A 13,728-nucleotide genomic window follows, 5' to 3' on the forward strand; every position below is an offset into this window, starting at 1 on the left:
GCGTGCGACCGTGGTTTCGTGATTTTTGGTAGTTCATGATGGCTGCCCTTGCCCGGCGCCATTCCTATCCACTTTGCGAAAGCCCTGCAATCGTCCGCTTCGGCGGAAACCGGAACTTTTGCATGCGCAACGTGACTTGGAGATTGGTGGTACCGTTGGCTGGGGTCGAACCAGCGACCTCCGGATCCACAATCCGGCGCTCTAACCAGCTGAGCTACAACGGCACATGATTTGCGCTGGTTGGCGACGCTATTACGGGCAAACGCAACCGATTTCAAGTGCGCAGACGGCGAAGCTTGTTCCAATGTGCGAGTTTTTCACCGCGCCTCGCAAATGCTCGAGGCATGCCCAAAAAAAGGAAAAAGGCCGGGGGGAGGAGGTCCCGGCCTTTTCCTGTGTCAGACCGGCGGGAGGAGGATGCCGATCTGGACCCGCGGGTTGGAAGGGAGGAGGTTTCCTTGCCGCGGGTATTCCAAAAAAGGTCAGGCGACCTTGAGTTCCTTGGCCGCCTTTTCGAAGACGTCCTTCATCGGCTTGGAGACTTCCTCGGCCGCCTTCGTCGATACGGTCTGGAAATCCTTGGCCTGCTCGACCGCGAATTCGACCTGCTTGCGCAGGAAAGCCGTCTGCAGCTCGACCACTTCGGAAAGCGACTTCGCCGCGACGAGAGCTTCGAGATGCGCAAAACCGGATTCGGCGTTGGTGCGAAGCACGGAGATCGACTTCAGCGAGATTTCGTTGCCGGCGGACTTCGCCTGCTCGAAAGTGGCTTCAAGTGCCTTCTGGGCGGATTCGGCGCCCGACTTCCACTTGGCATAAACTTCCTTCGACTGTTCGACGCCCTTCTCGGCGAAGGCGCGGAACTGGTCGGTCGCCTTCTCGGCGTCGAATTTCGGAAATTCGAGCGCTTCGTCGGCCTTTCCTGCGGTCTTGCTCATCAGCCAAAATTCCTTACGTTCGTGGCAGAGGGAAGGTTTTCCTCCCGCGTATATTTGCTTGACTGCTTATATAGCGGGCTCTTTTGTGCATTGCAACATTTTTGTTTGCACCGCATCAAAGCCGCTCGATCGATTAACCAAGCCGGGAAAATCAGCCCAAGCCGGGCCGCCTTGCTGTGGACGTGCCGGCGGCTTGATTTTACTAATAAAGGGTTAAGTCCGCCCGCGCTTGCAAAGGTTCCGTATCAGGCATGGCTCCAGGCCCCTATTCGTTCATCGACATCGCCGTGCTCGAGGAAGTCCGCGCCCGTTTCGCGGAGGGCGACGCGCTCGCGATTCTCTCGACGGACCTGGATCACGTCGTGTGGGCGAACGGCCCCGGCGCCGCGCTGTTCGGCTATCCCGACATCGAGGCGATCATGGGCGCGTCCGCCGGGCTGGGACTGCCCGCCAGGCGGCAGATTTCGTCCGTATCCGGCTTTCCAGAACTGGGCCGCGACCGGTCCGTCACCGTCAGGCTCGCCAGCGGCCTTTCCAGCCGCGCCATATCGATCCTCGTGAGCGGCATCGGCCTTCCCGACGGCGAACCGGCGATCCTTCTGGCGGTGCCCGCGAAGATGTCGTCTGCCCGCGGCGCGGGAGAAATAGCGGCGCGCGCGGTAAGCGGCTTCACGGAGGCCGGCTATTTCGCGGCGCTCCTCGATGAGGAAGGGGCTGTCGAAGCCGCTTCGGAAGGCTTCGCCGAACTCGCCGTCAGCGAAATGACGCGGCGAAGGCTCGTGACCGAAGTACGCGGCGAGACCGACCGTCTCGTCAAGCGGCCGATCGAGGCTGGAGACGGCATGATTCCGGCGGGTATCGCGCGCCTGACCGACATGCCGGCGAAGCATCTTCTGGTTGTCATCAACGAGAAGGTTTCCGCCGTGGAGCCTCCGCCGGCCGATCTTCCGACCAGCGGGGAAACCGGGTCCGGCGCGGAACTGACGCCAACCTCTCAGCCCGGCACATCGGCGGCCACTCCGAAGCCGACCGCGCAGAACACCCATTCGGAGGACCGTTGGTATTTTCATGGCGATACGATCGGCGAACGCCAGCGCCAGCCGGCCAAGGCCGCGGCCGTCCGCCCCGTCTCCCATCCTGAAACGATCCCTGCCTCGCGGCCCGAAGCCACGCCGGAAGCTAAACCGGACCATGCGGCGGCGCCGGTGCGCTTCGTCTGGCGCACCGACGCCGAGGGTCGGTTCAGCACCATCTCGGAGGAATTCGTCGAAGCGGTGGGCGCGGGTGCTGCCGACATCATCGGCCGCAAGTTCGGCGACGTCGCCAATGTCTTCGGTCTCGACCCCGAGCGCGAGATCGCCGGACTGCTCGAGCGTCGCGACACCTGGTCGGGACGTTCGGTGCTGTGGCCGGTAACGGGAACCGCGCTGCGCGTGCCGGTCGACCTCGCCGCCCTGCCCGTCTACAACCGCGACCGCGATTTCGAGGGGTTCCGAGGCTTCGGCGTGGCCCGCATGGCCGACGCCGTGGCCGACCCGGAAGCGCTCGGCTTGTCGCTCGCCACGCCAGGTGAAACAGCCGACGAGCCACCGGCCGAAGATGCTTCCGACGAAGAACCGGCATTTCTGGAAGCGCCGGCGGAGACCGTCGACGGCGACCCCCCCCTCACGAACGAGGTTCCTGCGATCGCCATCGACGCGGAGCAGGAACATCGCCTGAGCGACAAGGTGATCCGTCTCGCCGAGCACCGATCCAACGGACCCGACAAGAGCCTGACCGCAGGCGAACGCAACGCGTTGGAGGAGATCCGCGCCCGGCTGCGCCGTGATTTCGAGACGACCGGCGAGGAGCCGGAAAGCGCCGCGCCGACCGTCTTCGGCAAGAGAAAATCTCGACCGGCAGTGGAAGACGACAGCGAACCGGCCAACGCCGTGCAATCCGCGCCGACCGACGAGCAGAGCCCCACCAAGGAAGAGCAAGAAGCCGGAACCGCATCCGAAAGCGTCGCACCGAGCGGGAGCGCCCCCGAAGAGGCGAGGGAAGCGGAGCCTGCTTCCGCGACCGATCCCGCGGAAGCCGGCGGCACGGAAGCCGTCGTCGCCATACGGCAGGCGGTCGAAGCGCCCGAAATCGCGACTGCCGGCTTCCTCCCTTCTGCGTTTTCCGCGCGGCCCGAGGCCGACCGCCAGGAGATCGACACCGGCATTCTGGCCGGCCTGCCGCTTGCCGTGCTCATCCATGCCGGCGACGCGCTCTATTACGCCAATCCGGAATTCCTAACCCTCACCGGCTATGCGAGCCTGCACCAGATCCAACGCGAAGGCGGCCTCGGCCGGCTTTTCGTGGATTGTGATCCCGACAGCGCAGCCGCGGGACCGGAGGCGCGCAAGCTGCGGATGCGCGCGCTCGGCGGCGACGAGTTTCCGGTCGAGGCGCATCTGCAGTCGATTGCGTGGAACGGCGGCAAGGCACTGCTGCTTGCCGTGCATCGCCCGCCGATCGATAAGCCGGCTCTCGCCGCCCAGCTCCCCGCTCCGGCGATGCCGGAAGCAGCCGATACGAGCGAGCTGGAGCGCCGGGTGGCCGAGATGCGCGCCATCATCGACACGGCGACCGACGGCGTCGTGCTGATCGACAAGGACGGGACGATCCGGAACATCAGCCATCCCGCCGAAGCCCTCTTCGGTTTCGACAGCGCGCAAGTGGAAGGCAAGCCCTTCACCTCGCTCTTCGCGATCGAGAGCCAGCGCTCGGCGCGCGACTATCTCAGCGGGCTGTCGGAAAACGGCGTGGCGAGCGTCCTCAATGACGGCCGCGAGGTCATCGGGCGCGAGGCCGAAGGCCGCTTCATCCCGCTCTTCATGACCATCGGGCGCCTGCCCGGCGACAGCGGCTTCTGCGCCGTCGTGCGCGACATCACGCAGTGGAAGCGCGCCGAGGAGGAACTGACGCAGGCACGCGCCCAGGCCGAGCGCTCGTCCTCGCAGAAGACCGAGTTCCTCGCCCGCGTCAGCCACGAGATCCGCACGCCGCTCAACGCGATCATCGGCTTTTCGGAACTGATGATGGACGAGAAGTTCGGGCCGATCGGCTCCGACCGGTACCGCGACTACCTGCGCGACATCAACCGCTCGGGCAATCACGTCCTCGACCTCGTCAACGATCTGCTCGACATCTCCAAGATCGAGGCCGGCGAACAGGAGATGAACTACGAAGCCGTCTCGCTCAACGACACGCTGGGCGAAACGGTGGCGATGATGCAGCCGCAGGCGAACCGCGAGCGCGTCATCATCCGCTCCAGCCTCTCCTCCCGTCTGCCGGAGGTGGTGGCCGACCTGCGCAGCGTGCGCCAGATCGCGCTGAACCTGCTTTCCAACGCGGTGCGCTACACCCAGGCCGGCGGCCAGGTCATCGTGTCGACTTCCTATGAAGCAAGCGGCGACATCGTCATGCGGGTGCGCGACACCGGCATCGGCATGACGCTTTCCGAGATCGACCAGGCGCTGAAGCCCTTCAAGCAGATCAACGCGCTGAAAAGAGGCCGCAACGACGGAACCGGGCTCGGCCTGCCGCTCACCAAGGCGATGGTGGAGGCAAACCGCGCGCGTTTCTCGATCTCCTCCACGCCCGGCGAGGGAACGCTGGTCGAGATCACTTTTCCGTCAACCAGGGTGCTGGCGGACTGACCGCGACTCATCGATTTCCTCGCATTCCCGCGGGCAAAGTTGATAAAAGTAGTTTAGAATAATTCTAAACTACTGAAATCATTTGCCTTTACCTTGACGCCTGCCGAAAATGCCCACAATAGACGGCGGTTCCCACGAGGGAACCATAGAGAAACTCGCTCCGGGGAATTTGAACCCCCGAGGTTTTGGAGGACCACATGACCACGGGAAACGCGTCTTCGACGTTCGGCCGACTTGCCGCCGCCGCGCTCGCGGCAGGCATCGCCTATGTCCCCTTCGCCGCCTCGGCGGACGAAGTCGTCAATATCTATTCCTATCGTCAGCCGGCGCTCATCAAGCCCGCGCTTGACGCCTTCACCGCCGAAACCGGCATCCGCACCGAGATTCTCTTCCTCGACAAGGGCCTGGAAGACCGCATTCTCGCCGAAGGCTCGAATTCGCCGGCCGACGTGATCCTCACCGTCGACATCGCCCGCCTCACCAACGCCAAGGAAAAGGGCGTGACGCAGGCGCTCGACGACGAGACCGTCAACGCCAACCTGCCGGCCGAGTACCGCGATCCCGAGGGCCATTGGTTCGGCATCACCAAGCGCGCGCGCGTCGTCTACGCCTCCAAGGACCGGGTCGGCGACGAGCCGATGACCTATGCCGAACTCGCCGATCCGAAGTGGAAGGGCAAGATCTGCATGCGCTCCGGCCAGCACGACTACAATCTCGCGCTGTTCTCCGCCGCGATCGCCCATTGGGGCCCGGAAAAGGCCGAGGAATGGATGACCGGTCTGAAGAACAACCTGGCGCGCAAGCCCGACGGCGGCGACCGTCCGCAGGCCAAGGCCATCATGGCCGGCGAATGCGACATCGCGCTCGGCAACACCTACTATGTCGGCCTGATGCAGACCAACGACAAGGAGCCGGAAGAGAAGGAATGGGCCAACGCCATCAAGGTGAAGTTCCCGACCTTCGAGAACGGCGGCACGCATGTCAACGTCTCGGGCGCCGCGCTCGCCAAGAACGCGCCGAACCGCGATAATGCCGTCAAGCTGATCCAGTTCCTGTCCGGCCACGAGGCACAGCAGATCCAGGCGGAGCAGGCCTTCGAATATCCGGTCGAGCCCGGCCTTGAGCCCTCGCCCGTCGTCAAGGCGTTCGGCGAGCTGAACGCCGACACGCTGCCGCTGGCCGAGATCGCGAAGAACCGCAAGGAAGCTTCCGAGATGGTCGACCGCGTCGGCATCGACGACGGTCCGGCCAGCTAAGCGCGAACCTGATCCTGAGAGATCGGAAGCCGGACCGCGCAGGTGGCCCGGCTTTCGCATTTGAAACGGTGACGATTTGGCAAGCCTGAGCGAAACGGCGGCCGGCGGGAAAGGCCATCCGCGGGAAGCACGCGCGCCCCGCGCGCGGCGCGAGAGGCATTCGCTCACGAAACTGTTCGCCCTCGTCGTCTGCGCGATCGTACTGATGCCGATCCTCACCCTTGCCGGCATAGCCCTGACCGGCACGGGCGAGATGTGGCCGCATCTCGTTTCCAACGTGCTGCCGCGCGCAACGCTGACCACGCTGCAATTGCTCGCCATGGTCTCCGTGCTGTCGGCATCGATCGGCGTGACGAGCGCCTGGCTGGTGGTGGCCTACGAGTTTCCCTTCCGCAAGACGCTCGCCTGGGCGCTGGTGCTGCCGCTCGCCGTGCCGCCATATCTTGCCGCCTACGCCTTCGCGGAATTCTTCCTTTTCACGGGGCCGGTGCAGACGCTCTACCGCGCCATGTTCGGCTTCCAGACGGCGCGCGACTACTGGTTTCCCGACCTGCGTTCGACCGGCGGCGTGGCTTTCGTCCTCGCCTTCGTCCTCTATCCTTACGTCTATCTCACATCGCGCATCGTCTTCATCATGCAGGGCCGCAACATCGCCGACGTCGCGCGCACGCTCGGCGCCAGGCCCTCGGCCGTGTTCCGGCGCATCCTGCTGCCGGTGGCGCGCCCGGCCATCGTCGCCGGTGTGGCGCTGGTGCTGATGGAGACGCTGAACGACATGGGCGCTGCCGAATATCTCGGCGTACGCACGCTCACGCTCACGGTCTTCTCGACATGGCTCAACCGGGGAAGCCTCGAGGGCGCCGCGCAGATCGCGATGCTGATGCTCGTGCTGGTGTTCGCGCTGCTTCTGGCGGAGCAGTGGGCGCGGCGGCGCCAGCGCTTCCATGCGGCACGCGCGACGCATATCGTCGCCCGCCCGCCGCGCACCCGCCTCACCGGCTGGAAGGGGCCGGCCGCGACATTGGCCGTGCTGATGCCGGTGCTGCTCGGCTTCGGCGTGCCGTTCTATATCTTCGGAAGCTATGCGTCGCGCCGCATCGACCAGCTCTTCGATCCGGCTCTGCTTCGTGCCTTCACCCACAGCGTGACGACCGCCTCGACGGCCGCGATGCTTGCCGTCTTCGTCGCCCTCCTGCTCATCAACGCCGCCCGCGTCGCGCGCTCGCGCACCGTCAGCCTGCTGACGCGGTTCGCGATGATCGGCTACGCGCTGCCGGGCACGATCATGGGCCTCGGCCTGCTCTTCGCGCTTGCCCGCTTCGACAATGCGCTCGACGCGCTGATGCGCGAGCATTTCGACTATTCGACCGGGCTGTTGCTCACCGGCTCCGCCACCGCGGTGGTGCTCGCCTGCTCGATACGCTTCCTGGCGCTCGCGGAAGGGGCGATCCATTCCGGCCTCGAGAAGCTGCCGCCAAACATCGACCATGCCGCCCGCAGCCTCGGCCAATCCTCGTTCGGCAGTGCGTGGCGGGTTCTCCTGCCGCTGCTCAAACCGGCGATCCTGACGGCGGCCGTGCTGGTCTTCGTCGATACGATCAAGGAACTTTCCGCCACCATCCTGCTGCGCCCCTTCGGGTTCAACACGCTGGCCACCTTCGTCTACGAACAGGCCTCGCGCGGCGTGGTGCAGGACGGCGCGGTCGCCGCGCTCCTCATCATCCTCACCGCGCTCGTTCCGGTCGTGCTCTTGTCGGGAGCGCTGATGCGCGACCGCGAGGCGATGCTGTGAGCCCAAAAGAAAAGGCGCCGCAAGGGCGCCTGAAGTGATTTGGCTGTCAAACGAGGGGCTTGAGCAATTCTCCGGCGGGGGCTCGGAGAGGTATCCAACCTCAAGTTACGCACGACTATCGTGGCCGGACCTTAACAAAGCCTTACCGGCGGTCCGCAAAGTTTACGAAAGCGTATCACCCGTGAAATCTCGGTAAATTTCCGGGTGACCGTTCGTTAACCTCAATCCTGCAGCGCCGGGACATCCTTGAAGAGGTCGAGCGCTTCCGGATTGGCCAGCGCTTCCTTGTTCTTGACCGCACGGCCATGGACCACGTCGCGGACGGCCAGCTCCGTGATCTTGCCCGACTTGGTGCGCGGAATGTCCGCCACGGCCACGATCTTCGCCGGAACGTGGCGCGGGCTCGCGCCGGTACGGATCTTCGCCTTGATCCGCTTTTCGAGGTCGGCGTCCAGTTCAACCCCCTCGGCAAGCCGGACGAACAGGACGACGCGGACGTCGTCGTCCCAGGTCTGGCCGATGCAGATCGCCTCGACGATCTCGTCCATCTGCTCGACCTGATTGTAGATCTCCGCCGTGCCGATGCGCACGCCGCCCGGATTCAGCGTCGCGTCCGAACGGCCGTGGATGACGATGCCGCCATGTTCCGTCCACTCGGCGAAATCGCCGTGGCACCAGACATTCTCGAACCGCTCGAAATAGGCCGAATGATACTTCTCGCCGTCCGGATCGTTCCAGAACCTGATCGGCATGGAGGGGAATGCGCGCGTGCAGACGAGTTCGCCCTTCTCTCCCCTTATCGGCCTGCCGTCGTCGTCCCATACGTCGACCGCCATGCCGAGCGCCGGGCCCTGGATTTCGCCGATCCACACCGGCTGGATCGGAACGCCGATGACGAAGCAGGCGGCGATGTCCGTGCCGCCGGAAATCGACGCCAGGTGTACGTCGTTCTTGATGCCGTCATAGACGTAGCGGAAGCCCTCCGGCGCCAGCGGCGAGCCGGTGGACGAGATGACGCGGACGGAGGACAGATCATGTGTCCTGATCGGCTCCAGGCCCGCCTTGCGCACTGCGTCGATGAACTTCGCCGAGGTGCCGAAATAGGTCATCTTCTCCGCCTGCGCGTAGTCGAAGATGACGTTGCCGTCCGGGTGGAAGGGCGACCCGTCATAGAGCAGCAGCGTCGCGCCGGAGGCGAGGCCCGTCACCAGCCAGTTCCACATCATCCAGCCGCAGGTGGTGAAGTAGAAGACGCGATCGCCCTCCCTGATGCCGGCATGGAGCTGATGTTCCTTGAGATGCTGGAGCAGCGCGCCGCCGGCGGAATGGACGATGCATTTCGGAATGCCGGTGGTGCCGGAGGAGAAGAGGATATAGAGCGGATGCGAGAAGGGCAGCCGCGTGAATTCCAGCGGCGCCTCGGGAATATCCCCGATCGCGTCCTCGAGGGACGACGCAATGCCGATCGCTCCCGCGACCTTTTGCGCCTCGCCCAGATAGTCGACGACCAGCACGGCGCGCAGGCTCGGCAGCTGGGCGACCACCGCAGCGACCTTCTCGCCGACCTCGATGCGCTTCCCGTTGTACCAATAGCCGTCCGGCGCGACGAAGACGACCGGCTCGATCTGCCCGAAACGGTCGAGCACGCCCTGTTCGCCGAAGTCGGGGGAACAGGACGACCAGATCGCGCCCAGCGAGGTCGCGGCGAGCATCGCGGCGATCGTTTCGGGCATGTTGGGCATCATGCCGGCCACCCGGTCGCCGGCCTTCACGCCGTGCGACCTCAGGAACTGCTGCAACCGCGAAACCAGTGCGCGCAGCTCGTTCCACGACATACGGCGCTCGACCTTGTCCTCGCCGCGGAAGACGAGCGCGTCGCCCGGTCCCGACTTCCTCAGGAGGTTTTCCGCAAAGTTGAGGCTTGCGTCGGGAAAGAAGGACGCACCCGGCATCTTGTCGCCATCGGTGAGGATGCGCCCGCCGCGTTCGCCGACGACGCCGCAATACTCCCAGATCAGGCTCCAGAACGCTTCCCGCTCCTCGACCGACCAGGCATGGAGCGCCCGGTAATCGGTGATCGCCCGACCGCTCGCCGCACTGGCCCGCGCCATGAAATCCGTCATCGGCGCTTGCGCAATTCTCTCGGCGGACGGGGTCCACAGCGGGGTATTCTGATTCATCTCGCTCCTCCCAGGCGGCGTTCGCGGCCAGTGCCATGCGCGCCGAAAATCTCGCATCCGGTTAAGCATATCGCAACGCAACAAGGCAAGATGGATGGGTCGGCGCGGACGCAACTGTTGGAAATTGCCTTGTCCGGGCCACAAAAACTTGAAAAGCGGTGTCCGCGAGTATTGGGTAGCGGCGCGGGGGTGTATTTGACACGCCTGATGGCGGCAGCGAGGTAGGATGAGTCAATCGATGGTCAGGACGGGCATCGCCGCTTTGGCCGCGCTCATCGTCGCCGCGATGCTGTTGATCGGCGTATTGCCCTGGCTTGCATCCACGCAGATCGTCCGCGACCGCATCGCATATGAGCTCAGCCTGTGGAGCGGCTACCGCGTGTCGCTCGGCGAGGCCCCGGTGCTGCATGTCTGGCCGACCTTCAGCGCCACCCTCACCGACGTGGCGCTTCACGAGTGGGCCAGCACCGACGCCCCGCCCGTGATCGAGGCCGACCGCGTCGATGTCGAGCTTTCCGCCCTCGCCGCGCTGCGCGGCAATGTCGTCTTTTCCAGCCTGTCGATCTCGCAACCGCTTTTGCGGCTGACACGACCGGGGTCCGTGATCGATCTGCCGGCATCGCCGGGCGGCGGGCGCATGATGCACGCGGTGGAGACGGCCCGCGCCGTGATCGCCAACAATCCCGGCTCGCCCGATCTCGGCGCCCTGCCCTCCAACGCCTTCGGCACGGTCGAGTTCAAGGAGGGCCGCATCGTCCTCGATCGAGGTCGCGGCGGAGAACAGAACCTCGTCACCGGGCTGGCCGGACGCATCTCCTGGCCGGCGCTCAATCGTCAGGCGACACTCTCCGCCAGCGGCATCTGGCGCGGCGAGAGCATCTCCGTCGAAGGGTCGAGCCAGCAGCCGCTGGTCCTGCTTGCCGGGGGAAACGCACCGGCGAGGGTCGCGCTGAAGTCCGCGCCGCTCAACGCATCCTTCGAAGGGGTCGCCAACCTCTCGGAGAATTCGTTCTTCGACGGCGCGATGAGCCTTTCCTCCCCTTCGCTGAGGCGGGCGCTGGAATGGTCGCAGACGAACATCGCCGCGGGCGCCGCGATCGGCTCCATCACCGCCACCAGCAAGATGACGGGCAACGCGAAGCTCTTGAAATTCGATACGCTGGAGATCGATCTCGGCGGCAATGTCGGCAAGGGCGTGCTCAACGCGGCGTTCGCCGACGTACCCGGCATCAACGGCACGCTCGCCTTCGACAAGCTCGATCTCGGCTCGTTCCTGGCCGCGTTCACTCCGTTGGCGACCGGGCGCGCCGACATTCACGACGAGATCGACACCGCTTTCGCGGAGCAGCTCAACCTCGATGTGAGACTGTCCGCCGCGAACGCCACCCTCGGCCGGATCACGATGAGCGAAGTGGCCGCCACCGCGCAGATCAAGGCCGGGCTGACGGTATTCGACATTTCGGATGCGACCGCCTTCGGGGGAACGCTTCAGACCGGAATGCGGATCGACCGTGTCGAGGAGGGCAAAGCCGTCGAAATGCGTCTGCTGGCCGAGGAGGTCGATGCGGCGGCGTTCGCGAAGATCTTCGGCGATACGCGCCTTTCGCCGCAGGGCAAGGCGAATGTCTCGCTGATGCTGAAGGGAACGGGCACGGACTGGAACACGGTGCTGGGCAATTCGCAGGGCTCGGTCACGGCCACGCTCGGCGCCGGCACGGTCAACGGCTTCAATCTCGCCGCCTTCACCGAGCGTTTGAAGGAAGGCGATTTCTTCTCCCTGGCCGAAGTCACCGACGGTTCGCTCGCCGTGCGCGGCTTCGACCTGAAGGCGACGGTGACCAGCGGCGTCGCCCGCGTCGAGAAGGCCAACCTGCTTCTGGAGAACAGGATCATCGCCGTCGAGGGCATCGCGCCCTATTTCGGCCGGGCGCTGGCGCTTTCGGGCGACATCGCGCCCGTGAACGCGGACGGCGCGCAGGGCGAGCCGGAGGCTTCCTTCTTCATCGGAGGCGCCTGGGACGCGCCGTTCGTGTCGCCCATGCGCCGCCTGGGCGACCTCGATCCCGCGAACGAATAGAGCGGCAGCTACTCGCCGCGCTGCGCTGCCTGCTCGTCGCGCTGGCGCTGGATGTCGCGGCGCTTGTTGACGATCGACGCGATGATGACGCCGGTCGTCACGATCGCGATCAGGATGGTGCACACGGCATTGATCTCGGGCGTCACGCCGAGCCTCACCTGGCTGTAGATTTTCATCGGCAGCGTGGTGGCACCGGGTCCCGAGGTGAAGCTGGCGATCACCAGATCGTCGAGCGAGAGAGTGAAGGCGAGCATCCAGCCTGAAACGATCGCCGGCAGGATGACCGGGAGCGTCACCTGGAAGAAGGTGCGCACCGGCGTCGCGCCGAGATCCATCGCAGCTTCCTCCAGCGAGCGGTCGAAGCTCATCAGGCGCGACTGCACCACCACCGCCACGAAGCACATCGAAAAGGTGATGTGCGCCAGCGTCACCGTCATGAAGCCGCGGTCGAAACCGATGGCGACGAACAGGAGAAGCAGCGACAGGCCGGTGATGACCTCCGGCATGACCAGCGGCGCGAAGACCATGCCTGAAAAGAGGAAGCGTCCGCGGAACCGCGTGTAGCGGGTAAGCGCGATGGCGGCCAGCGTGCCGAGCACGGTCGCGACCGAGGCCGAGATGAAGGCGACGCGCGCGGTCACCCAGGCGGCATCGAGCAGACCCTGGTTGGAGAACAGCGACACGTACCAGCGCGTCGAGAAGCCGCCCCAGACGGTAACCAGTCGCGAGGCGTTGAACGAATAGATGACCAGGAGCACGATCGGCAGGTAGAGGAAGGCGAAGCCCAATACCAGCGAGGCGACGTTGAAGCGGCTCAGCTTCGCTTCCATGTCAGCGTCCCTGTTCCTGGGCGCGCGCCTGCGCCCGCTGGAAGAACATGATCGGCACGACGAGGATGAGAAGCAGGATCACCGCCACCGCCGACGAGACCGGCCAGTCGCGATTGGCGAAGAACTCGTTCCACAAGGTCTTGCCGATCATGAGGGTCTGCGATCCGCCGAGCAGGTCGGGAATGACGAATTCACCGACGGCGGGGATGAAGACCAGCAGGCAGCCGGCCACCACGCCCGGCATCGACAGCGGCACGGTGATCTTCCAGAAGGCGCCGGACGGCGTGCAGCCGAGGTCCTGCGCGGCCTCGATCAACGAATAGTCCATCTTCTCCAGCGTCGCGTAGAGCGGCAGCACCATGAAAGGCAGGTAGGAGTAGACGATGCCGATATAGATCGCCGTGTTGGTGTTCATGATGAGCAGCGGCTGGTCGATCACGCCGAGGAAGAGCAGGAACTGGTTGAGCAGCCCTTCCGGCTTGAGAATGCCGATCCAGGCGTAGACGCGGATCAGGAAGCTCGTCCAGAAGGGCAGGATGACCAGCATCAGCAGCATCGGCCGCAGCGAGGCCGGCGCGCGCGCCATGCCGTAGGCGAGAGGATAGCCGACGAGGAGGGTCAGCAGGGTCGAGACCGCCGCGATAATCAGGCTCGACACATAGGCGTTGAAATAAAGCGGATCGTCGACGAGCCAGAGGTAGTTCTCGAAGGACAGTTCCGACAGGCCGGAAAGCAGCGCCGACATTCCATCCGTGAGGCTGAACACCGGCGTATAGGGCGGCATCGCGATCGCCGTCTGCGAAAGCGAGATCTTGAAGACGATGAGGAACGGAACGAGGAAGAAGAACAGCAGCCACAGATAGGGCGCGACGATGACCAGTCGGCTGGTCAGCGCGGAAACGACGCGGTTTGCAAGGCTGTCTCCCGCCTGTGCCGTCATTTCGCTGCCGCGTTCCACCGCCTCCGCCA

At 64.9% G+C, this 13,728-nt stretch carries 8 protein-coding genes and 1 tRNA gene; 4 read left to right on the forward strand and 5 right to left on the reverse strand.

Annotation, left to right across the window (positions count from 1 at the left end; all coding sequences use genetic code 11):
* Positions 1-147: 147 nt before the first annotated feature.
* A tRNA-His gene (locus tag XW59_RS24240) sits at positions 148-224 on the reverse strand.
* Between the two features lie 258 nt (positions 225-482).
* Complete coding sequence (locus XW59_RS24245; RefSeq protein ID WP_047148584.1) at positions 483-938, reverse strand: phasin; 456 nt, start codon at positions 936-938, stop codon at positions 483-485.
* A 251-nt stretch (positions 939-1,189) separates the two neighbouring features.
* Here XW59_RS24245 and XW59_RS24250 point away from each other — a divergent pair, with 251 nt between their 5' ends.
* The 3 genes from XW59_RS24250 (at position 1,190) to XW59_RS24260 (ending at position 7,672) form a co-directional block, all read left to right on the forward strand.
* Complete coding sequence (locus tag XW59_RS24250) at positions 1,190-4,624, forward strand: PAS domain S-box protein (RefSeq protein ID WP_047148583.1); 3,435 nt, start codon at positions 1,190-1,192, stop codon at positions 4,622-4,624.
* 197 nt (positions 4,625-4,821) lie between these two features.
* Positions 4,822-5,880: a Fe(3+) ABC transporter substrate-binding protein gene (locus XW59_RS24255; protein WP_082137816.1), complete on the forward strand. Its 1,059-nt coding sequence runs from the start codon at positions 4,822-4,824 to the stop codon at positions 5,878-5,880.
* A gap of 76 nt (positions 5,881-5,956) precedes the next feature.
* On the forward strand, positions 5,957-7,672 hold the full coding sequence (locus tag XW59_RS24260; RefSeq protein ID WP_246666198.1) for an iron ABC transporter permease: 1,716 nt from the start codon (positions 5,957-5,959) through the stop codon (positions 7,670-7,672).
* 221 nt (positions 7,673-7,893) lie between these two features.
* On the opposite strand, the gene XW59_RS24265 is transcribed toward XW59_RS24260, so the two are convergent.
* Positions 7,894-9,852, reverse strand: a complete 1,959-nt coding sequence (locus XW59_RS24265) for an acetoacetate--CoA ligase (protein WP_047148582.1) — start codon at positions 9,850-9,852, stop codon at positions 7,894-7,896.
* A 238-nt stretch (positions 9,853-10,090) separates the two neighbouring features.
* On the opposite strand from XW59_RS24265, the gene XW59_RS24270 reads away from it, so the two are divergent.
* Complete coding sequence (locus tag XW59_RS24270; protein WP_246666199.1) at positions 10,091-11,929, forward strand: AsmA-like C-terminal region-containing protein; 1,839 nt, start codon at positions 10,091-10,093, stop codon at positions 11,927-11,929.
* 8 nt (positions 11,930-11,937) lie between these two features.
* On the opposite strand, the gene XW59_RS24275 is transcribed toward XW59_RS24270, so the two are convergent.
* The gene (locus XW59_RS24275; protein WP_047148580.1) at positions 11,938-12,759 is read right to left on the reverse strand and encodes an ABC transporter permease subunit; all 822 of its coding nucleotides are present in this window, start codon (positions 12,757-12,759) and stop codon (positions 11,938-11,940) included.
* Position 12,760: 1 nt separating this feature from the next.
* Entirely contained in the window at positions 12,761-13,699 is a 939-nt protein-coding gene (locus tag XW59_RS24280; protein WP_047148639.1) for an ABC transporter permease subunit, read from the reverse strand.
* Positions 13,700-13,728: the final 29 nt, after the last annotated feature.

Source organism: Aquamicrobium sp. LC103, assembly GCF_001014615.2.
In the GTDB taxonomy this organism is placed as follows: domain Bacteria; phylum Pseudomonadota; class Alphaproteobacteria; order Rhizobiales; family Rhizobiaceae; genus LBCQ02.

Bases quoted from the DNA above. Each gene is read 5' to 3' on its own strand.
- XW59_RS24255 (WP_082137816.1), top strand. From the start codon at position 4,822: ATGACCACGGGAAACGCGTCTTCGACGTTCGGCCGACTTGCCGCCGCC.
- XW59_RS24270 (WP_246666199.1), top strand. From the start codon at position 10,091: ATGGTCAGGACGGGCATCGCCGCTTTGGCCGCGCTCATCGTCGCCGCG.
- XW59_RS24245 (WP_047148584.1), bottom strand. From the start codon at position 938: ATGAGCAAGACCGCAGGAAAGGCCGACGAAGCGCTCGAATTTCCGAAA.
- XW59_RS24265 (WP_047148582.1), bottom strand. From the start codon at position 9,852: ATGAATCAGAATACCCCGCTGTGGACCCCGTCCGCCGAGAGAATTGCG.
- XW59_RS24280 (WP_047148639.1), bottom strand. From the start codon at position 13,699: ATGACGGCACAGGCGGGAGACAGCCTTGCAAACCGCGTCGTTTCCGCG.
- XW59_RS24275 (WP_047148580.1), bottom strand. From the start codon at position 12,759: ATGGAAGCGAAGCTGAGCCGCTTCAACGTCGCCTCGCTGGTATTGGGC.
- XW59_RS24250 (WP_047148583.1), top strand. From the start codon at position 1,190: ATGGCTCCAGGCCCCTATTCGTTCATCGACATCGCCGTGCTCGAGGAA.